Annotated in this window: 25 protein-coding genes; 16 read left to right on the top strand and 9 right to left on the bottom strand. The window is 60.3% G+C overall.

What is annotated here, in order from left to right; all coding sequences use genetic code 11:
• Positions 1–638 precede the first annotated feature (638 nt).
• Both AD664_RS17930 and AD664_RS17925 read right to left on the bottom strand, forming a co-directional pair.
• On the bottom strand, positions 639–1,859 hold the full coding sequence (locus AD664_RS17930) for a CaiB/BaiF CoA-transferase family protein (protein ID WP_053148312.1): 1,221 nt from the start codon (positions 1,857–1,859) through the stop codon (positions 639–641).
• 13 nt (positions 1,860–1,872) lie between these two features.
• The gene (locus AD664_RS17925; protein WP_053148310.1) at positions 1,873–3,054 is read right to left on the bottom strand and encodes an acyl-CoA dehydrogenase; all 1,182 of its coding nucleotides are present in this window, start codon (positions 3,052–3,054) and stop codon (positions 1,873–1,875) included.
• Between the two features lie 156 nt (positions 3,055–3,210).
• On the opposite strand from AD664_RS17925, the gene AD664_RS17920 reads away from it, so the two are divergent.
• The 10 genes from AD664_RS17920 (at position 3,211) to AD664_RS17875 (ending at position 13,040) form a co-directional block, all read left to right on the top strand.
• Positions 3,211–4,110 carry a LysR family transcriptional regulator gene (locus AD664_RS17920; protein ID WP_053148308.1) on the top strand — a complete coding sequence of 300 codons (900 nt, stop codon included), beginning with the start codon at positions 3,211–3,213 and terminating at the stop codon, positions 4,108–4,110.
• Positions 4,111–4,540: 430 nt separating this feature from the next.
• Positions 4,541–5,662 (top strand): Re/Si-specific NAD(P)(+) transhydrogenase subunit alpha, encoded by a 1,122-nt coding sequence (locus AD664_RS17915; RefSeq protein ID WP_042731839.1) that lies wholly within the window; start codon positions 4,541–4,543, stop codon positions 5,660–5,662.
• A 15-nt stretch (positions 5,663–5,677) separates the two neighbouring features.
• Positions 5,678–6,001, top strand: a complete 324-nt coding sequence (locus tag AD664_RS17910) for an NAD(P) transhydrogenase subunit alpha (RefSeq protein WP_003187010.1) — start codon at positions 5,678–5,680, stop codon at positions 5,999–6,001.
• Entirely contained in the window at positions 6,001–7,437 is a 1,437-nt protein-coding gene (locus AD664_RS17905) for an NAD(P)(+) transhydrogenase (Re/Si-specific) subunit beta (protein ID WP_053148306.1), read from the top strand. The genes AD664_RS17910 and AD664_RS17905 overlap by 1 nt, the downstream gene beginning before the upstream one ends.
• Before the next feature lie 201 nt (positions 7,438–7,638).
• The gene (locus AD664_RS17900) at positions 7,639–9,132 is read left to right on the top strand and encodes an acetyl-CoA hydrolase/transferase family protein (protein ID WP_053148304.1); all 1,494 of its coding nucleotides are present in this window, start codon (positions 7,639–7,641) and stop codon (positions 9,130–9,132) included.
• A gap of 317 nt (positions 9,133–9,449) precedes the next feature.
• Entirely contained in the window at positions 9,450–9,665 is a 216-nt protein-coding gene (locus tag AD664_RS17895) for a DUF1127 domain-containing protein (RefSeq protein WP_042730562.1), read from the top strand.
• Between the two features lie 337 nt (positions 9,666–10,002).
• On the top strand, positions 10,003–10,320 hold the full coding sequence (locus tag AD664_RS17890; RefSeq protein ID WP_053148302.1) for a DUF2388 domain-containing protein: 318 nt from the start codon (positions 10,003–10,005) through the stop codon (positions 10,318–10,320).
• A gap of 106 nt (positions 10,321–10,426) precedes the next feature.
• The gene (locus AD664_RS17885; protein WP_053148300.1) at positions 10,427–10,735 is read left to right on the top strand and encodes a DUF2388 domain-containing protein; all 309 of its coding nucleotides are present in this window, start codon (positions 10,427–10,429) and stop codon (positions 10,733–10,735) included.
• Positions 10,736–10,761: 26 nt separating this feature from the next.
• The gene (locus AD664_RS17880; RefSeq protein ID WP_003187020.1) at positions 10,762–11,082 is read left to right on the top strand and encodes a DUF2388 domain-containing protein; all 321 of its coding nucleotides are present in this window, start codon (positions 10,762–10,764) and stop codon (positions 11,080–11,082) included.
• A complete protein-coding gene (locus AD664_RS17875) occupies positions 11,079–13,040 on the top strand; it encodes a DUF4105 domain-containing protein (RefSeq protein WP_053148298.1) in 1,962 nt (653 codons plus the stop codon). Before AD664_RS17880 ends, AD664_RS17875 begins: the two co-directional genes overlap by 4 nt.
• 87 nt (positions 13,041–13,127) lie before the next feature.
• Here the strand turns inward: AD664_RS17875 and trpA are convergent, their stop codons facing one another.
• Positions 13,128–13,934, bottom strand: a complete 807-nt coding sequence (trpA, locus tag AD664_RS17870; protein WP_042730547.1) for a tryptophan synthase subunit alpha — start codon at positions 13,932–13,934, stop codon at positions 13,128–13,130.
• Positions 13,934–15,166, bottom strand: coding sequence for a tryptophan synthase subunit beta (gene trpB, locus AD664_RS17865; protein WP_053148296.1), 1,233 nt, complete (start codon positions 15,164–15,166; stop codon positions 13,934–13,936). Before trpB ends, trpA begins: the two co-directional genes overlap by 1 nt.
• Positions 15,167–15,279: 113 nt before the next feature.
• Here trpB and AD664_RS17860 point away from each other — a divergent pair, with 113 nt between their 5' ends.
• Positions 15,280–16,197, top strand: a complete 918-nt coding sequence (locus tag AD664_RS17860; protein ID WP_053148294.1) for a LysR family transcriptional regulator — start codon at positions 15,280–15,282, stop codon at positions 16,195–16,197.
• Here the strand turns inward: AD664_RS17860 and AD664_RS17855 are convergent.
• The gene (locus tag AD664_RS17855) at positions 16,170–16,496 is read right to left on the bottom strand and encodes a YqjD family protein (protein ID WP_042730550.1); all 327 of its coding nucleotides are present in this window, start codon (positions 16,494–16,496) and stop codon (positions 16,170–16,172) included. The genes AD664_RS17860 and AD664_RS17855 overlap by 28 nt on opposite strands.
• 153 nt (positions 16,497–16,649) lie before the next feature.
• Here AD664_RS17855 and AD664_RS17850 point away from each other — a divergent pair, with 153 nt between their 5' ends.
• Positions 16,650–16,865 (top strand): dodecin, encoded by a 216-nt coding sequence (locus tag AD664_RS17850; protein WP_042730551.1) that lies wholly within the window; start codon positions 16,650–16,652, stop codon positions 16,863–16,865.
• A 114-nt stretch (positions 16,866–16,979) separates the two neighbouring features.
• A complete protein-coding gene (locus AD664_RS17845; RefSeq protein WP_053148292.1) occupies positions 16,980–17,204 on the top strand; it encodes a DUF1161 domain-containing protein in 225 nt (74 codons plus the stop codon).
• Positions 17,205–17,257: 53 nt separating this feature from the next.
• Here the strand turns inward: AD664_RS17845 and AD664_RS17840 are convergent, their stop codons facing one another.
• A complete protein-coding gene (locus AD664_RS17840) occupies positions 17,258–18,259 on the bottom strand; it encodes an LLM class flavin-dependent oxidoreductase (protein WP_047739320.1) in 1,002 nt (333 codons plus the stop codon).
• A gap of 235 nt (positions 18,260–18,494) precedes the next feature.
• Here AD664_RS17840 and AD664_RS17835 point away from each other — a divergent pair, with 235 nt between their 5' ends.
• Together AD664_RS17835 and AD664_RS17830 are read left to right on the top strand one after the other, a co-directional pair.
• Positions 18,495–18,926 (top strand): OsmC family protein, encoded by a 432-nt coding sequence (locus tag AD664_RS17835; protein WP_042730554.1) that lies wholly within the window; start codon positions 18,495–18,497, stop codon positions 18,924–18,926.
• A gap of 138 nt (positions 18,927–19,064) precedes the next feature.
• A complete protein-coding gene (locus AD664_RS17830) occupies positions 19,065–19,298 on the top strand; it encodes a DUF1161 domain-containing protein (RefSeq protein ID WP_047739321.1) in 234 nt (77 codons plus the stop codon).
• A 5-nt stretch (positions 19,299–19,303) separates the two neighbouring features.
• Here the strand turns inward: AD664_RS17830 and AD664_RS17825 are convergent, their stop codons facing one another.
• Positions 19,304–19,729 (bottom strand): hypothetical protein, encoded by a 426-nt coding sequence (locus AD664_RS17825; protein WP_053148290.1) that lies wholly within the window; start codon positions 19,727–19,729, stop codon positions 19,304–19,306.
• 41 nt (positions 19,730–19,770) lie between these two features.
• Positions 19,771–20,184, bottom strand: a complete 414-nt coding sequence (locus AD664_RS17820) for a hypothetical protein (RefSeq protein ID WP_053148288.1) — start codon at positions 20,182–20,184, stop codon at positions 19,771–19,773.
• Positions 20,185–20,243: 59 nt separating this feature from the next.
• Between AD664_RS17820 and AD664_RS17815 the strand changes: the two genes are divergently transcribed.
• Positions 20,244–21,335, top strand: coding sequence for an aminopeptidase (locus AD664_RS17815; protein ID WP_053148285.1), 1,092 nt, complete (start codon positions 20,244–20,246; stop codon positions 21,333–21,335).
• 87 nt (positions 21,336–21,422) lie between these two features.
• Here the strand turns inward: AD664_RS17815 and AD664_RS17810 are convergent, their stop codons facing one another.
• Entirely contained in the window at positions 21,423–22,721 is a 1,299-nt protein-coding gene (locus AD664_RS17810) for an MFS transporter (RefSeq protein ID WP_042730559.1), read from the bottom strand.
• Positions 22,722–22,989 lie beyond the last annotated feature (268 nt).

Raw genomic sequence — 22,989 nt, 5'->3', positions numbered from 1 at the left:
CTCTTCAGTTCAAACATCTTTGGGTTTTGAGAAAACCCTAAACTTGGCTCAGCAATCGTTGGTTACATCTTTGATTTCTCGCGGAGTAACTTGTGATGCTGATAATCTGTTGACTAGCAGTCTGACTCCACAAGCACCCACACGAATTGCTTGATTCAGTTGTTAAAGAGCGGTGATTGATTCTTTCGTCTCAACCGAGGCGCGCATTCTACAGCGCCTGGTGTTGCTGTCAAGCGGTTATTTGAGAAGTTTTTCAAAGTTTCCCATGGGAAACATTAACAACTTCAACCACTTGCGCTTTCGATCTCTCGTTAGCGGGAGGCGAATTCTACAGCGTTGCTCGCTGCTGTCAACACCTCTTTTTCACCGCTTTCGACCGAGAGGATCGAAGCACTGATAAAGCCAAACTACAGCGCCTTATCCACGGCTTCCGGACTTCGATGAACTGAAGCCCCGCGCTACCGAAAAATCGTTTAACTCATTGAAACTCAAGGAGTTTTCCGTTTCGGCTGCGCCGGAAGTGGGGCGAATTATAGACGTCTGGAATCTGCCGTCAACACTTAATTTCACTTTCCTATCAATAAGTTAAGTAAGCCCGGAAAACCCTTATTCGGGCCTCTCTATATAGAAGGACGGTTTCAAAGAACGCCAGCTTCCTTGAGTGCGGTCACCGCGGCCTCGTCCAACCCCAGCACGCGCCGGAGCACTTCCTGGGTATGTTCGCCCAGCAAAGGCGGCGCGCTGCGGTATTCAACGGGCGTCTCGGACAGACGAATCGGACTGGCCACCTGAGGCACTTTGCCGGCCAGCGCATGAGGCAGCTCCACCGCCAGCCCTCGGGCCTGCACCTGTGGATCCGCGAACACCTGCGCCAGATCATTGATCGGCCCACACGGCACCCCCGCCTGCTCCAACTGAGCCACCCATTGCGCCGTGGTCTTGAACACCGTCGCCTGGCGAATCAAGGGGATCAACACCGCCCGGTTCGCCACCCGCAGTTTATTCGTCGCAAACCGTGGATCATCGGCCCACTGAGGTTGCCCGGCCACCTCGGCGAATTTGCGGAACTGGCTGTCATTACCCACGGTGAGAATGAAGTCGCCATCAGCAGTAGGAAAATCCTGATAAGGCACGATATTCGGATGAGCGTTGCCCAACCGCTTCGGCGCCTGCCCCGTGGTCAGGTAGTTCATCGCCTGGTTGGCCAAACAAGCCACCTGGACGTCCAGCAGGGCCATATCAATGTGCTGCCCGCCACCCACCTGATCGCGATGAGCCAACGCCGCCAGAATCGCAACGGTCGAATACAGGCCCGTAAGGATATCCGTCAGCGCCACCCCGACCTTCACCGGGCCCGCCCCCTCGTCACCTTCAGGCCGACCGGTAAGACTCATCAGGCCGCCGAGCCCCTGAATCATGAAGTCATACCCGGCACGCCTGGCATACGGTCCGGTCTGGCCAAAACCGGTAATCGAGCAATAGATCAGTCGCGGATTGATCGCTTTCAGCGAGTCATAGTCCAGGCCATAAGCCGCCAGCCCGCCCACCTTGAAATTCTCGATCAGGATGTCGGACTTGGCCGCAAGCTCCCGAACCAGTTGCTGCCCTTCCGAGCGCGTGAAGTCGATCGTTACCGATTGTTTGTTGCGATTGGCCGACAGGTAATAAGCCGCTTCGGTCGTATTCTCGCCAGACGCATCCTTCAGGAACGGCGGGCCCCAGGCACGCGTGTCGTCACCATTGCCAGGGCGCTCGACCTTGATGACCTCCGCCCCCAGGTCCGCCAGGATCTGTCCGGCCCACGGCCCGGCCAATACTCTCGATAAGTCCAGCACCCGCAGATGCGAAAGCGCGCCCATGACCGCTCTCCTATTAATAGAACGCCTGGATACCGGTTTGCGCACGCCCCAGGATCAGCGCATGGACATCGTGGGTACCTTCATAGGTGTTCACGACTTCCAGGTTCACCAGATGACGCGCGACACCAAACTCATCGGATATGCCGTTACCGCCCAGCATGTCCCGCGCCATGCGGGCGATATCCAGGGATTTGCCGCAGGAGTTGCGCTTCATGATCGACGTGATCTCCACCGCAGCCGAGCCCTCATCCTTCATGCGGCCCAGGCGCAGGCAACCCTGCAAGGCCAGTGTGATTTCCGTCTGCATGTCGGCCAGTTTCTTCTGGATCAACTGATTAGCCGCCAGGGGACGGCCAAACTGCTGGCGATCCAGCGTGTACTGGCGAGCGGTGTGCCAGCAGAATTCAGCGGCACCCAACGCGCCCCAGGAAATGCCATAGCGTGCCGAGTTCAAGCAAGTGAACGGCCCCTTCAGGCCACGCACATCCGGAAAGATGTTTTCTTCAGGGACAAACACGTTATCCATGACGATCTCGCCGGTGATCGACGCACGCAAACCAACCTTGCCATGGATGGCCGGAGCGCTCAGGCCTTTCCAGCCTTTTTCGAGAACGAAGCCGCGGATATCGCCCGCGTCATCCTTACCCCAGACGACAAACACGTCGGCTATCGGGCTGTTGGTGATCCACATCTTGCTGCCCGTCAGGCTGTAGCCGCCTTCCACCTTGCGCGCACGGGTAATCATCGCGCCTGGGTCGGAACCGTGGTTCGGCTCCGTCAGGCCAAAGCAGCCGATCCATTCACCGGAGGCCAGCTTGGGCAAGTACTTCTGCTTCTGTGCCTCGGTGCCAAATTCATTGATCGGCACCATGACCAGGGAAGATTGAACACTCATCATCGAGCGATAGCCGGAATCGACACGCTCGACTTCACGCGCAATCAGGCCATAGCTGACATAGTTCAGCCCGCTGCCACCGTATTGTTCGGGAATGGTTGCACCCAGCAGCCCCACTTCGCCCATCTCGCGAAAGATCGCCGGGTCGGTCTTTTCATGACGGAAAGCTTCCAGCACCCGCGGCGCCAGCTTCTGCTGGGCAAACTGCTCGGCAGTGTCGCGGATCATGCGCTCTTCTTCGGTGAGTTGCTGGTCCAGCAACAATGGATCGATCCAGTTGAAGCTCGCTTTACCGGCCATGAAAGAGTCCTCGCCAATTAGATGAAAATCGTGGGTTGATCCTAGGCGCGGTTTCCTACAAGGGCAAACGACGATTACGCATCCTCTTGTGCTAATTTCTCACTCCGCAAATGCCGTATGCCCTGTTTACAACGGTAATGAGTGAGGTAGCCGTACATGCGTCGTAAAATCCCCAGTACCGCCGCCCTGATCAGCTTCGAGGCCGCCGCGCGGCATGAGAGCTTCACCAAGGCCGCTCAAGAACTTTCCCTTACCCAAGGCGCCATCTGCCGACAGATCGCGGGCCTGGAAGACTTCCTCAGCGTCGAGCTTTTCCGACGTTCACGGCGAGGAGTCAAATTGACCGAGGCAGGCCTTTCCTACAGTCGGCGGGTGGCCGCTCAACTGGATGCCGTCGAGCGAGATACGCTGTCGGTGATGGGGCATACCGGTGCGAACGTGATCGAGCTGGCCGTGGTCCCGACGTTCGGCACCCAATGGCTGCTGCCACGCCTCAAGGATTTCCAACAGCAGCACCCGGAGGTCACCGTTAACCTGACGAACCGCACACGACCCTTTCTCTTTGCAGACACGGAATTTGACGCCGCCATCTATTTCGGTGATGCGGACTGGTCCGGAACCGAATCCCACAAACTGATGGGTGAGAATCCGATGCCGGTGTGCAGCCCAGCCCTACTGGATGGCCGCAAAGGTCTGACGCCAGAGGTCATCGCCGAACTTCCCCTGCTCCAGCAGACCACTCGTCCTTATGCATGGCGCCAATGGTTCAACGCCCAGAACCTGAACATCGCTCGCGACCTGACAGGCCCGCGTTATGAACTATTCTCCATGCTGGCCCAAGCGGCCATGCACGACATGGGCATTGCCTTGATCCCGCCGTTTCTGATCCAACGCGAACTGGCGGAAAAGCGCCTGGTCATTGCCAACCGCAGCGCGCTGTCGAGCATCAAGGCTTATTACCTGATGATCCCGGAACGCAAGGTGGAGTCGGCGTCGCTCCGTGCTTTTCGTGATTGGCTGGTGAATCAAGCCAAGGACTATCACCTTGAAAAATAGCCATAAATCGATAACCGACTCCGGTAGTCAGCTAATAAAAAGCGCTACAGATATAAGTTTTTGTCGCTTTCAGTCAATCTGTTGGAAATCAGTACGGTAGTCTCGAAAGCGTTTAAATACGTGGCTTTGAGCCATATCGTCATATTCACCAATGCATATTCACCTGATTCATGGCAAAACCTTTGAAAATTCCCTAAAGCCTTACAGGACAAGGGTTTCAGAGGGGCGTCCAGGGATGCTTGCGACATTCGGTCACAGGGTGACTTGTAGTTAATTTTCCGTCACACGTCATAATCCCTTGAAGGCCTGAATTTTCGCCTGCAAAATGCCGCGCCCCGCCTGAATCAGTGGGGCCGTGCTGATCCGCCGCCCCAACCGCACCATCCGAAGTGCATGGGTTTACTCAATAAGATCACGCAGGAGATTTGACGTGCACATTGGTGTTCCCCTCGAAACCCAACCGGGTGAAACACGGGTTGCTGCTACCCCGGAAACCATCAAGAAGCTGATCGGCCAAGGCCACAAAGTCACCGTCCAGAGCGGCGCCGGCATCAAGGCCAGCGTTATCGACAGTGCTTACGAGGCAGCAGGCGCCACCATTGGCAGCGCCAGCGAGGCATTCGGCGCCGAGCTGATTCTCAAGGTGGTCGCCCCCAACGACAGCGAACTGACGTTGATCAAACGCGGCACCGTTCTGGTGGGCATGCTCAACCCGTTCAACAACGAAACCATCGCCAAGCTGGCCGAGTGCGGCATTACCGCGTTCGCCCTGGAGGCCGCGCCGCGCACCTCGCGCGCGCAAAGCCTGGATGTGCTGTCGTCTCAAGCGAACATTGCCGGCTACAAGGCCGTGCTGTTGGCTGCCCACTACTACCCACGTTTCATGCCGATGCTGATGACCGCGGCGGGTACCGTGAAAGCGGCGCGCGTGCTGATTCTCGGCGCGGGTGTGGCCGGGTTGCAGGCGATTGCCACGGCTAAGCGCCTGGGTGCAGTGATCGAGGCTTCGGATGTGCGCCCGGCTGTGAAGGAACAGATCGAGTCCCTCGGCGCCAAGTTCGTCGATGTGCCTTACGAAACCGACGAGGAGCGTGAGTGCGCCGTTGGCGTGGGGGGTTATGCCCGGCCAATGCCTGCCAGCTGGATGCAGCGCCAGGCGCAAGCCGTGCATGAGCGCGCCAAACAGGCCGACATCGTCATCACCACCGCGTTGATCCCGGGCCGCAAGGCACCGACCCTGCTAAGCGCCGACACCGTCGCGCAGATGAAACCCGGCTCGGTGGTCATCGACCTCGCTGCAGCCCAGGGCGGCAACTGCCCGCTGACCGTGGCCGATCAAGTGGTGGTCGAGCATGGCGTGACCATCGTCGGCCCGACCAACCTGGCCGGTGAGGTCGCCGCTGACGCGTCGGCGCTGTATGCCCGCAACCTGCTGGACTTCCTGAAGCTGGTCTTCACCAAGGAAGGTCAGTTCGACGTGAACCTGGAAGACGACATCGTCGCCGCGTGCCTGATGTGCCGCGATGGCCAGGTCATCCGCAAAAACGCCTAAGCAGGGATTCAGACAATGGAAGAGCTTATCTCCCCCGGTATCTACAACCTGATCATCTTCGTGCTGGCTATTTATGTCGGTTACCACGTGGTCTGGAACGTCACACCTGCGCTGCACACGCCATTGATGGCGGTGACCAACGCCATTTCGGCCATCGTGATCGTCGGCGCCATGCTCGCCGCCGCGCTGACCGTCACGCCTCTGGGCAAAACCATGGGCACTCTCGCCGTGGCCCTGGCCGCCGTGAACGTGTTCGGTGGCTTCCTGGTAACGCGCCGCATGCTTGAGATGTTCAAGAAAAAAGCCCCGAAAGCCGTAAAAGAAGAGGCGCCCAAGTAATGAGCATGAACCTGGTAACGACGCTCTACCTGATCGCGTCCATCTGCTTCATCCAGGCCCTCAAAGGCCTGTCGCACCCGACCACCTCCCGTCGCGGCAACCTGTTCGGCATGCTCGGCATGGCGATGGCGGTTCTCACCACCGTTGGCCTCATTTATAAGCTGGGCGCTGAGCTGGCAACCGCCGGCATCGGCTACGTCATCGTCGGCCTGCTGATCGGCGGTACCGCCGGCTCGATCATGGCCAAGCGCGTCGAGATGACCAAGATGCCGGAACTGGTCGCCTTCATGCACAGCATGATCGGCCTGGCAGCGGTGTTCATTGCCATTGCCGCCGTCGTCGAGCCGCAATCGCTGGGCATCGTCAAGCAACTGGGCGATTCGATTCCGGCCGGTAACCGCCTGGAGCTGTTCCTCGGCGCGGCAATTGGTGCAATCACCTTCTCCGGCTCGGTGATCGCCTTCGGCAAGCTGTCGGGCAAGTACAAGTTCCGCCTGTTCCAGGGCGCACCCGTACAGTTCGGTGGCCAGCACAAGCTCAACCTGATCCTGGGCCTGGCCACGCTGGGCCTGGGCCTGACCTTCATGTTCACTGGCAACCTCGGCGCATTCGCCTTGATGCTGGCCCTGGCGTTCGTGCTGGGCGTGTTGATCATTATCCCGATCGGTGGCGCCGACATGCCGGTGGTGGTGTCGATGCTCAACAGTTATTCGGGTTGGGCAGCCGCGGGCATTGGCTTCTCGCTGAACAACTCGATGCTGATCATCGCCGGCTCCCTGGTGGGTTCGAGCGGTGCGATCCTGTCGTACATCATGTGCAAGGCGATGAACCGTTCGTTCTTCAACGTGCTGTTGGGCGGCTTCGGCAACAGCGCCGACGCGGCGGGCCCAGCCGGTTCGCAAGAGGCCCGTCCGGTGAAGTCCGGTTCGGCGGACGATGCGACGTTCCTGCTGACCAACGCCGACACGGTCATCATCGTTCCGGGCTATGGCCTGGCGGTGGCACGCGCACAACACGCCTTGAAAGAGCTGACCGAGAAGCTGACCCACCACGGCGTGACGGTGAAATACGCGATCCACCCGGTGGCGGGCCGCATGCCCGGGCACATGAACGTACTGCTGGCCGAGGCCGAAGTGCCTTATGACCAGGTGTTCGAGATGGAGGACATCAACTCCGAGTTCGGCCAGGCTGATGTGGTGCTGGTGCTCGGCGCCAACGACGTGGTCAACCCGGCGGCGAAGAACGATCCGAAATCGCCGATTGCCGGCATGCCGATCCTCGAAGCCTTCAAGGCCAAGACCATCATCGTCAACAAGCGCTCCATGGCCAGCGGCTACGCCGGCCTGGATAACGAACTGTTCTACCTCGACAAGACCATGATGGTCTTCGGTGACGCCAAGAAGGTCATCGAAGACATGGTCAAAGCCGTGGAATAAAAAGTCCCCCGCTTCGTCAAAACGCCCCGCCTCGTCGGGGCGTTTTGATTTGTATCAAGGCCCAGCGTTACCGATCCGGTAATAATGTTTTGCCTGAAACCCTCGTAATAGACGCCTTAAATGCGACTTTTGTAGCGGGTCGGGCATGGCGCGAATTCACTAGACTGCGCACTCCTTGCTTCCAGCCCGAGATAACACACCATGTACCGTGATCGCATCCGCCTGCCTTCGTTGTTGAACAAAGTGATGAGCGCCGAGCAAGCCGCCCTGCTGATCCAGGACGGGATGACCGTCGGCATGAGCGGTTTCACCCGAGCTGGCGAAGCGAAAGCGGTACCTCACGCGCTGGCCCAACGCGCCAAGGTCACTCCGCTGAAGATCAGCCTGATGACCGGTGCGAGCCTGGGGAACGACCTCGACAAAGAGCTCACCGAAGCCGGCGTACTGGCCCGGCGCATGCCCTTCCAGGTCGATAGCACGCTGCGCAAGGCGATCAACGCAGGCGAAGTGATGTTCATCGACCAGCATCTTTCGGAAACCGTCGAACAACTGCGCAACGCCCAACTCAAGCTGCCCGATGTTGCCGTGATCGAAGCCGTCGCCATCACCGAGCAAGGCCACATCGTACCGACCACGTCGGTGGGCAACTCCGCCAGTTTCGCTATCTTTGCCCGGCAAGTGATCGTGGAAATCAACCTGGCCCACAATCCGAACCTGGAAGGGTTGCATGACATCTATATTCCGACCTATCGGCCGACCCGCACGCCGATACCGCTGGTGAAGGTCGACGACCGCATTGGCAACACCGCGATCCCGATCCCACCGGAAAAAATCGCCGCCATCGTCATCACCCATCAGGGCGATTCACCCTCGACCGTCACGCCACCGGATAACGACACCCAGGCCATTGCCGATCACCTGATCGAGTTCTTCAAGCAGGAAGTGGCGGCTGGGCGCCTGACCAACAAGCTCGGCCCGCTGCAGGCCGGCATCGGCAATATTGCCAACGCGGTGATGTGCGGGTTGATCGACTCCCCGTTCGAAGACCTGACCATGTATTCCGAAGTCCTGCAGGACTCGACGTTCGATTTGATCGACGCCGGCAAACTGAGCTTCGCCTCGGGCAGCTCCATCACGCTGTCGAGCCGGCGCAATGCCGATGTGTTCGGGAACCTGGAGCGTTACCAGGACAAACTGGTCCTGCGCCCACAGGAAATTTCCAACCATCCCGAGGTGGTGCGCCGCCTGGGCATCATTGGCATCAACACCGCGTTGGAGTTCGACCTGTATGGCAACGTCAACTCTACCCACGTCTGTGGCACACGGATGATGAACGGCATCGGCGGCTCGGGGGACTTTGCCCGCAATGCGCACCTGTCCATTTTCGTCACCAAGTCGATTGCCAAGGGCGGTGCGATTTCCAGCGTCGTGCCAATGGTCAGCCATGTGGACCATACCGAGCATGATGTTGACATCCTGGTGACCGAGATCGGCCTCGCCGACCTTCGGGGCCTGGCTCCAAGGGAGCGGGCACGCGTGGTCATCGACAAGTGTGTGCACCCGAGCTATCGCGAGGCCTTGAACCAGTATTTCGAAGCAGCATGCAAACTGGGAGGCCATACCCCGCACATTCTGCGTGATGCACTGAGTTGGCACGTTAATCTGGAAGAAACCGGGCGCATGTTGGCGGTTTGACACAGTTGGATCGGCCTATTGGCAATTACAGTTTGGCCGTGCTTGGCAACTCAGCTCGCTAACGGAAAAAACTGTACTGCTGTACCGGTGTTTTTCTACAGTCTTTTCCTAGAAACGCTTGCCAGGCATCCAATTTCGCACCAAGTTGGAGCGCATAGGTACAGTTGCTTCAATATCGACCAGTACACCGCTGTTTAACAGTTAACTGGTCTCTCACAATACAGATGAACTGTATCTAGAGAGACTGGCCAAACGAGAGGATCATGGGCACCAGTCAAACCACTACCTAATCCCGCCACAAGCGGAAGGATGTCACCATGGAACGTACACTCAGTTCCGAGCTGTTCTTCGAAGACAACGCTGCAAAAAACCAGGCTTCCCTGCCTCTTCGCGTTATTGCCAACCTGATGCTGTGGCAGCGCCGCATCGCCAGCCGCCATCAACTGGCTCGTCTGGATTCGCGCCTGCTGGCTGACGCCGGTATCAGCGAAGCACAACGCTACGAAGAGCTGAGCAAGCCGTTCTGGCGCTAACTCAGCGTCGCTGGCCCTGACCCTCCGGGTCCACCGCCAGCACTGAATTGAACAAACAAGACCCGTCGTGGGAACCACGACGGGTCTTGTCGTTTCAGGTCCTCGACAGGGTGAAAAAGCGGCAACATAACAGTTTCTAGATCAATAAAAATCAACCATAACAGTTACATCAGAGGCGCCACTGAATCGATGACATCAGAACTGATCAGTCATGCAGGGCTGCCAGCCGACTCGTTCTGCCCTAATATCGGTGCAACCGTGGCGAAGCGAGTCGAGCACGCGTCTCCTCTTTCAGCTACACGCACCGACATCACCTCAATGCCCAAGGAGTTCCATCATGACCCGTCTTCGTCTGCTCAGTGCAGTTGCCTTGCTGGCCGTAGCCGCCCAGTCCAACGCCAGCAGTTTCATCGTCACGACCGACTCCCTCGTCGGCGCATTGAAGGCCACTTCCGACGCGACCTCCGATGCCACCTCGTCGCTGCGGGACAACAAGATCGTCCAGGCGGCCCGTGATGACGCCGCCAGCTTCGTGGCCAGCGAAGGTGTCATTCGCGGTGTGAAGCTGGAAAGCGCCCTGAACTACATCCGCCAACAGGCACCTCAGTTGAACGCCACCGACGCGCAGTTGGCCCAGGCCATCCTGGTTATCTGATGCAACATGAAACATCGGGCTTCAAAATATGTTCCGATGTTTCAACGCTGGCTCTGGGCCGGGGGTTTGCGCTAGCCTTCAGGTTCACCGTCAATCGTCGAGCCCCATGCGTTTTTACTCAGATCTGTTCTTCGCAATTGCCTGTGTAGCGGCATGCTGGTCTGTTCCGGCCCATGCCTTCGATGTGTCCACCCAGCAAGTGGTGGCCAGCGGATATGCCACGAGCATGGTGACCTCCGCGCCCTTCGACCATAAACTGATCGTCGCCGCTCACGATGACGCCGCGGCGTTTGTCGCCAGTGACGGACAGCTGCGAGGTGCACAATTGGAATCGGCCCTGGACTACCTGCGCCGGACCCAACCAAAACTTCACGTCAGCGACCTTGAACTGGCACAGGCAATTCTCGTCCAATAGTTATCTTTATTCTCCGGAGTCGTTCCATGCGTAGCCCGCTGATTGCTGCCGCCCTTGGCCTGCTGGTACTGGCCGATGTGGCCCAGGCACATACCCTGGTAGCCACCAGTAACATCATCGTCCGCGCCTCCCAGCGCACGATCGATTTCACTTCCGACACCACCACGTCGATCCGCGACTCGAAAATCGTCCGCGAAGCCCACGACGATGCCGCCAGTTTTGTCGCCAGCAATGGCGAGATCCGTGGCGCTCATCTCGAGGCAGCCTTCGACACCTTGCGCACCCGCGTGCCGGAAGCGCGTGACGCCAGCGACCAGGTTCTCGCCGAAGCCATCCTCGCATTGTGAGGCGGCTCGCCGCCTGGCTGACGGCCGGGGTCCTGTTGCTCATGGGCAGCATGGCCCAGGCCGGCCTGCAACTGCACCTCAACACCGAAGGGCTCAGCCCCGCACAACAGCAGGCCAGCCAGGCGCTGCTCGATGAGGCCATGCAGGCCCTACCGCCGCGCTTCATCGAGCGTCTGGACCGACGCATCGATGTTGGCTGGACCGACCAGATGCCAGCCAATGCTTACGGCCAGGCTTCGCTAGTATCGCAACTGGACCTCAACAGCAACCTGCTCGACAGCCTCACCGACGGCAGCGCCGCGACCCAAAAAACCCACCGCCCCCACGGCACTGTGCGGCGAGAGATGCTCGCCACGGTGCTCCATGAACTGACCCACATCTATGACCGTTCGCGTCTATGGCCTGATGCCGAACGCGCGCTGATCCAGCGCTGCACCCGACGCAACGACAGCGCCGGGCTGATCGGCCTTCCAGACGAATGCCGCGGTCAGAACGGCCGTCGCTTTACCCTCAGCGATGATCCACGCTTGCTGGACCTCGCCGGTTGGCCGCAGTACGTAGGTCGGCGCGGCGAACGGGAACAACACAATCGCCAGGTCGCCCGCAGCCCGGACCTCTACGAAACAAGCAGCCCCAAGGAATTCGTCGCGGTCAACATGGAGTACTTCCTCCTGGACCCAAGCTATGCCTGCCGCCGACCCGCCCTGTACCGTTATTACCAGGAACACTTCGGCTGGGCTCCCGCCGCCAAGGACGCCTGCGCCAAGTCGTTCGCCTTCCTCAACGCCGGCAACGACTTCGCCAAGACCCCGCTGGGCAAGGTCGACCCGGAGCGAGTCTACGCTATCGATTATCTACTGGCCGAAGCCAACCAGAACTGGGTCAGCCGCTGGGGCCACAGCATGCTGCGACTGGTGATCTGTGCTCCAGGTCGCCCCCGTGGCCCCGACTGCCGGCTGGACCTGGACCAACACCTGGTGCTGTCGTATCGCGCTTTCGTGGGCGATGTGCAGTTGTCCAGTTGGGACGGCCTGGTGGGCAAATACCCGTCGCGCCTGTTCGTGTTGCCGCTGTCCCAGGTGATCGACGAGTACACCAAGACCGAACTACGCAGCCTGGCGTCGGTACCGCTGAAGCTGTCGCGCCGTGAAATCGAGGAAACCGTCGAACACGCCGCCGAAATGCACTGGAGCTACGACGGCAACTATTATTTCCTGTCCAACAACTGCGCAGTCGAGAGCTTGAAACTGCTGCGCAGTGGCAGTAACAACCAGCAACTCACCGGCCTGGACAGCATCATGCCCAACGGTTTGCTGGAAGTGCTCAAGGGCCGAGGGCTGGCGGACACCCGTGTGCTGGACGATCCCAAGGAGGCCTTGCGCCTGGGCTACCGCTTCGACTCGTTCCGCGAACGCTACCAGGCCATGTTCAACGTGCTGAAGAAGTACCTGCCCATCAAGCAACAAACCGTGGAAGACTGGCTGGCCCTGGATGCCGCCGAGCGCCGCGTCTGGTTCGAGCAGGCCGATCTGCGCACCAGCGCGGCATTGCTGTTGCTGGAGCAGGCCAGCTACCGCCGGCAGTTGCTGCTGGCCCAGGACGAAGTCAAGCAACGCTACCTCGGAGCTCGCGAGCTGCAAAACGGCGGCATGGAAAGGGCGAATGCCACACTGCAACAGATTCTCGCCAACAGCGGTTTCCTGAGCCGCCCCGCCGAGTTGCTGGGCACAAGCGGCTACGGATTGCCCCAACCCAGTGAGTGGCAGCGCCTGGAATCGGAAAGCAACTTGCGACAGAAACAGTTGCAAACGCTGACCGGCGACCTGGACAAGGAAGTCCGGGCATTACTGGAGCCAAGCCGCGCCGCCGAAATTGCAGCGAGCGAGGCCAACGTCAAAGAGATCGGCGAGCACCTGCGAAAACTGCACAAGGCAGGCGGTGGGTTGGAGTTGCCCTGAAGCCAGCCACCGACCACGTCATGCACAACAAAAAAGGGTTCAGAACCTGGTTCTGAACCCTTTTTCGTGTCCCGCTGGTTGAAACACTCAGCGCGCGTTACGCACACCTTCGGCCAATGCGGCACACAAACTCAGTACACCATCGATTGCCTGGGCCGGGGTATCGGCGCTGGCGATATGGTCGATCAACGCCGAACCGACCACCACGCCATCGGCCAATCGTGCGATCGCCGCGGCCTGCTCCGGTGTGCGGATGCCAAAACCAATGCTGATGGGCAAATCGGTATGACGACGCAGGCGAGTCACGGCTTCTTCCACGTGCTCCAGGGTGGCGGCGCCAGCACCGGTCACGCCCGCTACCGATACGTAGTAGACGAAGCCCGAGCTGCCGTTGAGTACGGTGGGCAACCGCACGTCGTCGGTGGTGGGCGTCGTCAGGCGGATAAAGTCCAGCCCCGCTGCCTGGGCCGGATCGCACAGCTCAGCGTTGTGCTCAGGCGGCATGTCGACCACGATCAGGCCATCAACGCCAGAATCCAGCGCCTCGCCGATGAAACGCTGAACGCCATAGCGATGGATCGGGTTGAAGTAGCCCATCAACACCAGCGGCGTCTGGTTATTGTCCTTTCGGAACTCGCGCACCATCTGCAGGGTTTTCGCCAGGTTCTGCTGGGCGCCCAGCGCACGGATGTTCGCCAACTGGATCGCCGGGCCGTCAGCCATCGGGTCGGTGAACGGCATGCCCAACTCGATCACGTCGGCACCGGCCGCCGGCAGGCCCTTGAGGATCGCCAGCGACGTATCGTAGTCCGGGTCGCCGGCCGTGACGAACGTCACCAGGGCAGCGCGGTTCAGTTGCTTGAGTTCGGCAAAACGGGTTTGCAGGCGGCTCATCAGTGTTTCTCCTGCTGGGACTGTTCCATGTGGTGCATCACGGTTTGCATGTCTTTGTCGCCACGGCCGGACAGGTTGACCACCATCAGGTGATCCTTGGGCAGGTTGGGCGCGCGCTTGAACACTTCAGCCAGGGCGTGGGCGCTTTCCAGCGCAGGAATGATCCCTTCCAGGCGGCAGCACTTGTGGAACGCTTCCAAGGCTTCGGCATCGGTGACCGAGGTGTACTGGACGCGGCCGATGTCGTGCAACCAGGCGTGCTCCGGGCCGATACCCGGATAATCGAGGCCGGCGGAAATCGAATGAGCGTCGATGATCTGGCCGTCGTCGTCCTGCAACAGGAAGGTGCGATTGCCGTGCAGCACACCCGGCACACCGCCGTTCAGACTCGCCGCATGTTTACCGGTCTCGATGCCATAGCCGGCGGCCTCGACGCCGATGATGTCGACGCTCTTGTCGTCCAGGAACGGGTGAAACAGGCCCATGGCATTGGAGCCGCCACCGATGCACGCCACCAGGCTGTCCGGCAGGCGGCCTTCCTGGGCTTGCAGTTGATCGCGGGTTTCCTTGCCAATGACGGCCTGGAAGTCGCGCACCATGGCTGGGTAAGGGTGCGGGCCTGCCACCGTGCCGATCAGGTAGAACGTGCTGTCGACGTTGGTCACCCAATCGCGCAGCGCTTCGTTCATCGCGTCTTTCAAGGTGCCCGTGCCAGCCACCACCGGGATCACCTCGGCGCCCAGCAGCTTCATGCGGAACACGTTGGCCTGCTGGCGTTCGATGTCGGTGGTGCCCATGTAGATCACGCAATCGAGCCCGAACCGCGCGGCCACGGTAGCAGTGGCCACGCCGTGCATGCCGGCGCCGGTCTCGGCGATGATGCGTTTTTTACCCATGCGCCGCGCCAGCAGGATCTGGCCGATGCAGTTGTTGATCTTGTGGGCGCCGGTGTGGTTCAGCTCTTCGCGCTTGAGGTAGATCTTGGCGCCGCCGCAGTATTCGGTCAGGCGTTCGGCGAAATAGAGCGGGCTCGGACGCCCGACGTAATCGCGCTGGAAGTAGGCCAACTCCTCGATAAACGCAGGATCTTGCTTCGCCGCTTCGTATTCACGGGCCAGGTCCAGGATCAGTGGCATCAGGGTTTCGGCCACATAGCGGCCGCCGAATGCACCAAACAGGCCATTGGCATCGGGGCCACTGCGCAGGTTGAAAGGGGTCGTAGGCTGGGTCATCGGGGCGCTCCAGGCAAATATGTAGAGAGACAATGAGGCTCACTCTACCCCTGACATTGCCCGCTGAAAACCGATAAGATCGCCACAACCTGTCAGGAAAACTCACAGATAAAATGCGCCACGATCTTCCTCCGCTCAACGCCCTGCGCGCCTTCGAGGCCACCGCCCGACTCAACAGCGTAAGCCAGGCGGCCGAACAACTGCACGTGACCCACGGTGCGGTCAGTCGCCAGCTCAAAGCACTGGAGGAACACCTGGGCGTGAGCCTGTTGGTCAAGGATGGGCGCGGCTTGAAACTCACAGATGCGGGCGTACGTCTGCGCGACGCCAGCAGCGACGCCTTCGAACGCCTGCGCAGCGTATGTGCGGAGCTGACCCAAAGCACGGCGGACGCTCCGTTCGTACTGGGTTGCTCGGGCAGCCTGCTGGCGCGATGGTTCATTCCTCGCCTGGGCCGGCTCAATGCCGACTTGCCGGACCTGCGCCTGCACCTGTCCGCCGGTGAAGGCGACCTGGACCCCAGGCGACCGGGCCTGGACGCCTTGCTGGTCTTCGCCGAGCCGCCCTGGCCAGCCGACATGCAGGTGTATGAACTGGCGGTCGAGCGCATCGGCCCGGTGATGAGTCCGCACTACGCCGGGTTCGCCCGGCTGCAAGGCGCCCCGGCCAATGCGCTGCTGGATGAGCCGCTGCTGCACACCACGTCTCGCCCCCAGGCGTGGCCGACCTGGGCACGGCAAAACGCCCTCGAACCCCGGGCACTGACATTCGGGCAAGGCTTCGAACATTTGTATTATTTGCTGGAGGCCGCCGTTGCCGGACTGGGCGTCGCTATCGCCCCCGAGCCGTTGGTGGCCGAGGACGTACGTGCCGGGCGGCTGGTCGCGCCCTGGGGCTTCGGTGAAACCCCGGCGCGACTGGCGTTGTGGCTACCCAAGCGCGCCGCGGACGGGCGCGCTCGTCAGTTGGCCCAGTGGCTCAGGCATGAGTTGGGCCAACCGGCTCAGTCACCGCGTTTGCACAACAGGTAAGCGGCCAGCAGGCCAATGGCCCCCACCGCGACGCCGGCCGTGGTCCAAGGGTGCTCTTGCGCGTAATCGCGAGTGGCGAGCCCGGTTTCGCGGGTTTTCACCTTGACCTCTTCATACGCATCGCTGAGCAGGTGCCGAGAATGTTTCAACGCACTTTCGGCATTCGCCTTGAGCGTCTTGAGGGTCTTGCGCGACTCATCAGAGGCGTCGTCCTTCAAGCTTTCCAACGACTTGAGCAGACTCTCGATCTCCGCTTCCATGCTTTGCAACGAGGCTTTACGTAACGAATTGCTGGCCATGGTGGCTCTCTCCTGCAGTGGTTGAGTGGTGTGAATTGGGACTCCAGCCATTTCTGAAAGTGCAGTAAATCTGAACTTTCCAGGGGCAAGCGGCGCCAGATGTAAGGCGAAAAATCGCTGCTAGGCTGTTAAAGACCCCTACAGGAGAACGTCATGACTGATCATCACACGTACAAGAAAGTCGAGCTGGTCGGCTCGTCTCCCACCAGCATCGAGGACGCCATCAACAACGCCCTCGCCGAGGCCAGCAAAAGCCTCAAGCACCTGGAATGGTTTGAAGTCACGGAAACCCGCGGACACATCGAAAACGGCCGGGCCGCGCACTTTCAAGTGACCATCAAGGTCGGATTCCGCATCGCCAACAGCTGAGGACAATGAACTTGCGCGCTGGCGGAGTGCCATAGGGACTGGCGATGCGCTATTGTCTGCGTGTCACGTCTTTCCAATACCTGCCCTATTTGATCCGACCAAGGAGTGCAAGCGATGAAAAAGTTAATGGTAGCCGTGGGTTTGCTGAGCCTTGCGGGTGGCGCATTTGCGGCCGGCAAGCCTTGCGAAGAGCTGAAAAGCGAAATCGCAGCGAAGCTGGATGCCAAGGGCGTGTCAGGTTATACCCTTGAAATTGTCGAAAAAAGCGCAGCGGCTGACGCCAAGGTCCTCGGCACCTGCGAAGCCGGCAGTAAGGTGATTACCTACAAACGCGGTTGATCTGATGCATACGAAAAGCCGACGCAATGCGTCGGCTTTTTCATGGCTGCGATTCAGCCTTTCATGACCTGGGCCAGCAGCTCATACGAGTGCAGGCGATCGGCATGTTCATACAGGTCGCTGGTGAAAATCAGCTCATCGGCCTGGGTTTGTTCGATCAACACCTCCAGCTTGGCGCGAATCTTCTGCGGGCCACCGACCATAGCCAGGCCAAGGAAGTCGCCAACCGCTTCTTTCTCATGAGGTAGCCAGAGCCCGTTCATGGACTCCACCGGCGGGCGCTGCACCAGGCTCTGCCCACGCATCAATGCCAGGATCCGCTGGTACACCGACGTCGCCAGATAATCGGCCCGCTCATCCGTGTCGGCGGCTACCAGTGGCACGCCGAGCATCACGTAAGGCTTGTCGAGCACCGCGGACGGTTTGAAGTGGTTGCGGTAGATGCGAATCGCCTCGTGCATGAAGCGCGGTGCGAAATGTGAGGCAAAGGCGTAGGGCAAACCGCGCTCACCGGCCAGTTGCGCGCTGAACAGACTGGAACCCAACAGCCACACCGGCACGTTGGTCCCGGTGCCCGGCATGGCAATGATGCGTTGCTCCGGCGTGCGCGGGCCGAGATAGCGCATCAGTTCGGCCACGTCATCAGGGAAGTCGTCGGCGCTGCCGGAGCGCTCGCGACGCAGCGCCCGGGCGGTCATCTGGTCGGAACCCGGCGCCCGGCCCAAGCCCAGATCGATTCGCCCGGGGTAGAGGCTTTCCAAGGTACCGAACTGTTCGGCAATGACCAACGGCGCATGATTGGGCAACATCACCCCGCCGGAGCCGACACGAATGGTCGAAGTGCCTCCCGCCAGGTAACCCAGCAGCACCGCCGTCGCGGAGCTGGCGATGCCATCCATGTTGTGGTGCTCGGCCACCCAGAAGCGGGTGTAGCCATATTTTTCCACGTGCTGCGCCAAGTCCAGGGAGTTGCGCAGGGACTGGGCGGCATTGCCGTCGGCGCGAACGGGCACAAGGTCCAGGGTTGAGAATTTCACTTCGGACAACTGTTTCATGGGCCGGGATCTCCAACGGCGTTCCGGGCTTTCCTAAGGGCGAAAGCCTGCCGTTTCTAAAGGTGTGTGCTATGCAATGTGGGCATATACCCGAGTTTCAATAGCAACAATGAATTTTCCTACTAAATTGGTCAACTAATCGACAGGATGAACTTTCCTGGCCGGTCTATCCTCACAACCCTGGTAATGACAAACACGGACGCGAAACCTCGCGCCGGACCTTGAGGAGGCAGACATGGCTATCATTAAGAAAGCATCGGCTCACTGGGAAGGTGACCTGAAAACCGGCATCGGCTCCATCTCCACTGAAACCGGTGTGTTGCGCGAAGCACCTTATGGCTTCAAGGCTCGCTTCGAAGGCGGCAAGGGCACCAACCCCGAGGAGCTGATCGGCGCGGCCCACGCGGGTTGCTTCTCCATGGCGTTTTCGATGATTCTCGGCGAAGCCGGGCTCAAGGCTGACGCCATCGACACCAACGCCGACGTCACCCTGGATCAGGTCGATGGCGGCTTTGCGATCACCGCGGTGAAACTGACGCTCAAGGCCAAGATCCCCGGCGCCAGCCAGCAGCAGTTCGAAGAGCTGAGCAACAAGGCCAAGGAAGGTTGCCCGGTTTCCAAGGTGCTGAACGCCAAGATCACCCTGGACGCAACCCTGGTGAGCTGACGAACCGAAGATCGCAGCCTCCGGGCCGCCGCAGGCTGCGGTCTTTTTACCCTGTTACCCCATCAGCAATCTGTGGTCGAATGAAGGTATGCAGGGTCTGCGCACAGGCAGTGCGCGCTGCCATGAGGAATTTCGAGCATGAAACGATTTGCCGTGGTGGTCATTGGTTGCGCCTTCGCCACATCCGCCCTCGCGGCGCCCAAACCGTGCGAAGAGCTCAAGGCCGAGATCGAAGCCAAGATCCAGGCGCAGGGTGTCACGTCCTACACGCTGGAAATCGTCACCAATGATGAAGTCCACGACCAGAACATGGTGGTAGGGACGTGCGAAAACGGCACGAAGAAAATCATCTACCAGAAGAACGACCGCTAGCCGCGCTACATCAGGCAGTGGGCTTGTCGGTCTTCGGCGACCACTTCTCGCTTGGCGTTGTATAGCCTGGCGCTTGGGCTATAGGCCAGGCTACGGGCCTCCAGGCGATAGCGTTGGCCGGCCTCGAAGCCATCGTAGCGTACGGTCAGGTAGCACAGCCGCTCTTGCGGTTCGGAAAACATCCCCAACCCGCCACCACCGAACACCTCGAAGTCGAAGCGCACTTCCAGTTCGTGGCTGCCTGGTGACACTTGGAAAAACCGCCCATCCCGCAGGCGTTGTCCATCCAGGCTTTGCGCCATCAGGACCTTGCCACCCGGCGATGGCATGGCGAAATCGACCCAGGCCATGTTCGGGTCAACCGGGGGAAGCGGGGTCATTGCGCAGCCGCCCAGAGCAATGAGCGTCAGTATCGGTATAAGAGCGCGCATGTTCAGCGTCCTGGAAAATCAGGCCCTGAGCATAGCGCCGATCAGCTTTGCTGGCAGCCCGCCGGCGTACCTTGCCCCACCACTTTGCGCTGTTGATCGTAGAGCTTGGCCCACGGCCGGAAACCAATGCTGCCGGCCTGCAACTGGTAACGCTGGCCAGCGTTGAAGTCCTTGAACTTGATGTTCAGCCGGCAATCACGCCACAGCGGCTCGGCATCCGGGCCGATGTTGCCGGGCTCGACGGCAAATTGATAACGCACCGTCAGCTCATGGCTGCCAGGCTGCACTTCGAAATAACGCTTGTCGATGGAGGTCTTATCGTCGACCTCCAACGCTTGCAACGCGGTGTCCTGATGGCTTCCCAGGTCGATCCACGCTTGGGACGGATCGGGGTCCGGCAGCCCGGCACAACCGGTCAGCAGCAAAAGGCCACTTGTCAGCATCAACACGCGCATAGCGAAGCTCCAGGCAAGCGAGATAGTCTTGTGGGCAGACTCTCCCAAGGTGATTCCAATTGATCAGGCCGCGTTCAAGCCATCGGTTACTCGACCGTGTTTTCCGGATTTTGTTTCCAGGCCTCCTGCTTTTGTTACTCAACGGTTGCTCCAGCGCTGGCTACTACAGCCAGTTGGTCGGCGGACAACTGCGCTTGCTGCAAGCCCGTGAGCCGATCGACAAGGTGATCGCCGACCCGTCTCGCGACGCCCAATTGCGCGCGCACCTGGCCCAGTCCCGCGAGGCCCGCGTGTTTGCCAGCAGCCACCTGCACCTGCCGGACAACAAGAGCTATCGCCTGTACGCCGACATTGGCCGGCCGTTCGTGGTCTGGAATGTCTTCGCCACGCCAGAATTTTCCCTGGCGCCGCAAACCCATTGCTTCCCCATCGCCGGCTGCGTGGCCTACCGCGGCTACTACAGCCAGGGCGCCGCCCGTGGCGAGGCGGCCTTGCAGCGCTTGCAGGGCATGGACGTGTCGATTGGCGGCGTGGAGGCCTATTCGACCCTGGGCTGGTTCAACGACCCGATCCTGAGTTCGATGATGCACTGGGGCGACGAGCGCCTGGCGACGCTGATTTTTCATGAATTGGCGCACCAGCGGTTCTATGTAAAGGACGACACCGAGTTCAATGAGTCCTTCGCCACCTTCGTCGAACAGGAAGGCACCCGGCAATGGCGCGCCAGCCGCGGCCTGGCGCCGGACAACGGCAAGCGGATGCAGCAGCGCGACCAATTCACCCAGCTGGTGCTCGACACCCGGCAACGGCTGGAGACCCTCTACGCCCAGCCACTGCCAACCGAGCAAATGCGCCAGCGCAAGGCACAGGCATTCGAACGCCTGCGCAGCGACTACGAACACCTGCGCGACAGCCAGTGGGCGGGCGACAAGCGCTACGATGCCTGGGTCTATGCGCCCATGAACAACGCCCGCTTATTGCCGTTCGGCCTGTACGACCAATGGGTCCCAGCGTTCGCGGCGCTGTACAGGCAGCAAGACGGAGACTGGGAGGCGTTCTATTCGGCGGTCGAGAAGCTTGGCAGGCTGCCTATCGAGGCGCGTAAAGCGGCGTTGAACGCCCTGGCAGCGCCGAAGACATCGGCTGATTGAACGGGCCTTTTCGCGAGTGGGCTGCACGGCATCCGTGGGGGCGAGCCTACTCGCGAAGTCGGTCAACCTATAAGCAAGTGAGCCGACCTAGCGCCCCTTCTTCCAGAGATAGGCCCCCACCACCATCCCCAGCCCACACAACACCGCCACATAGTAAGCCGGCCCCATCGGGTTTTCTTTGAGCAGCAGGCTGACGACCATCGGGGTCAAGCCACCGAAAATGGCGTAGGCCACGTTGTAGGAAAACGACAGGCCACTGAAGCGCACCACCGGCGGGAACGCCTTGACCATGACGTAGGGAACCGCGCCGATGGTGCCCACCAGTAGCCCTGTCAGGGCGTACAGCGGGAACAACCAATCAGGGTGCTCGGCCAGGCTGTGGTAGAAGGTCCAGGAGCTGGCCAGCAAGGCGGCGCAGCCGAACACAAAGACACGGCCCGCGCCGAAGCGATCCGCCAGGGCGCCGGCGAGGATGCAACCAATGGTCAGCATCACAATCGCCACGCTGTTGGACTGCAACGCGGTGGTCGGTGCGAAGTGGTAGACCGTCTGCAGCACGGTCGGGGTCATCAGGATCAGCACCACGATGGCGGCGGACAACAACCAGGTCAGCAACATCGACACGACAATGGCGCCGCGATGGTCGCGCAGCACCGCGCGCAGCGGCACTTCCTCGGCCAGGGCCTTGCGCAACTGCAACTCGGCGAACACCGGGGTTTCGTGCAGCCAGCGGCGCAGGTACACCGAGAACAGCCCGAACACGCCACCCAGCAGGAACGGAATCCGCCAGGCGTAATCGGCCACTTCCACGGGCGTATAAAGGCTGTTGATCGCGGTAGCGACCAGCGAACCCAGCAGGATGCCTGCCGTCAAGCCGGAGGTCAGGGTGCCGCAGGCATAGCCGATATGGCGCGCCGGCACGTGTTCGGATACGAACACCCAGGCGCCCGGCACTTCGCCGCCAATGGCTGCACCCTGGATCACGCGCATCAGCAACAGCAGGATCGGCGCCCACATGCCGATCTGCGCGTAGGTCGGCAGCAGGCCCATGATCAGGGTCGGCACGGCCATCATGAAAATGCTCAGGGTGAACATTTTCTTGCGCCCCAGCAGGTCGCCGAAGTGAGCCATGATGATCCCGCCCAGCGGCCGGGCCAGGTAGCCGGCGGCAAAGATGCCGAAGGTCTGCATCATGCGCAGCCACTCGGGCATTTCGGCAGGGAAGAACAATTTGCCGACCACGGTGGCAAAGAACACGAAAATGATGAAATCGTAGAACTCCAGCGCACCGCCCAGGGCAGATAGCGACAAAGTCTTGTAATCGTTGCGAGTCAGTGGACGTGCGGGTTGTGCGGGCGTCGCCGTGCTCGAAGGCGCAGTGGTCATGGCAAGGGCTTCTCTTATAGTCGATTCTGCCGGCCGGAGGATAGTTGGGGCCTGGGCAGGTTCGGCACCATAGCAAATTGTTCGAAAAAGCACATAGAGGCGCGTAATTGACAGTCGAAAACAGCACCGGGTGGTCGTCTCTACGTCTATCGCCCGATATACTCGCAACCTGCAACACTCTGTAAGGGGTTGCTGTGCGAAAACGTCGTTGGCGGTGTAGGGCCAGACAGAACCAGCCGGTTTCGCAGAGTCTCCCTTTGGCACGCCT

This window comes from Pseudomonas sp. P97.38 (assembly GCF_001269745.1).
In the GTDB taxonomy this organism is placed as follows: Bacteria; Pseudomonadota; Gammaproteobacteria; order Pseudomonadales; family Pseudomonadaceae; genus Aquipseudomonas; species Aquipseudomonas chlororaphis_E.
This window is presented reverse-complemented; position numbering and strand designations above follow the sequence as displayed.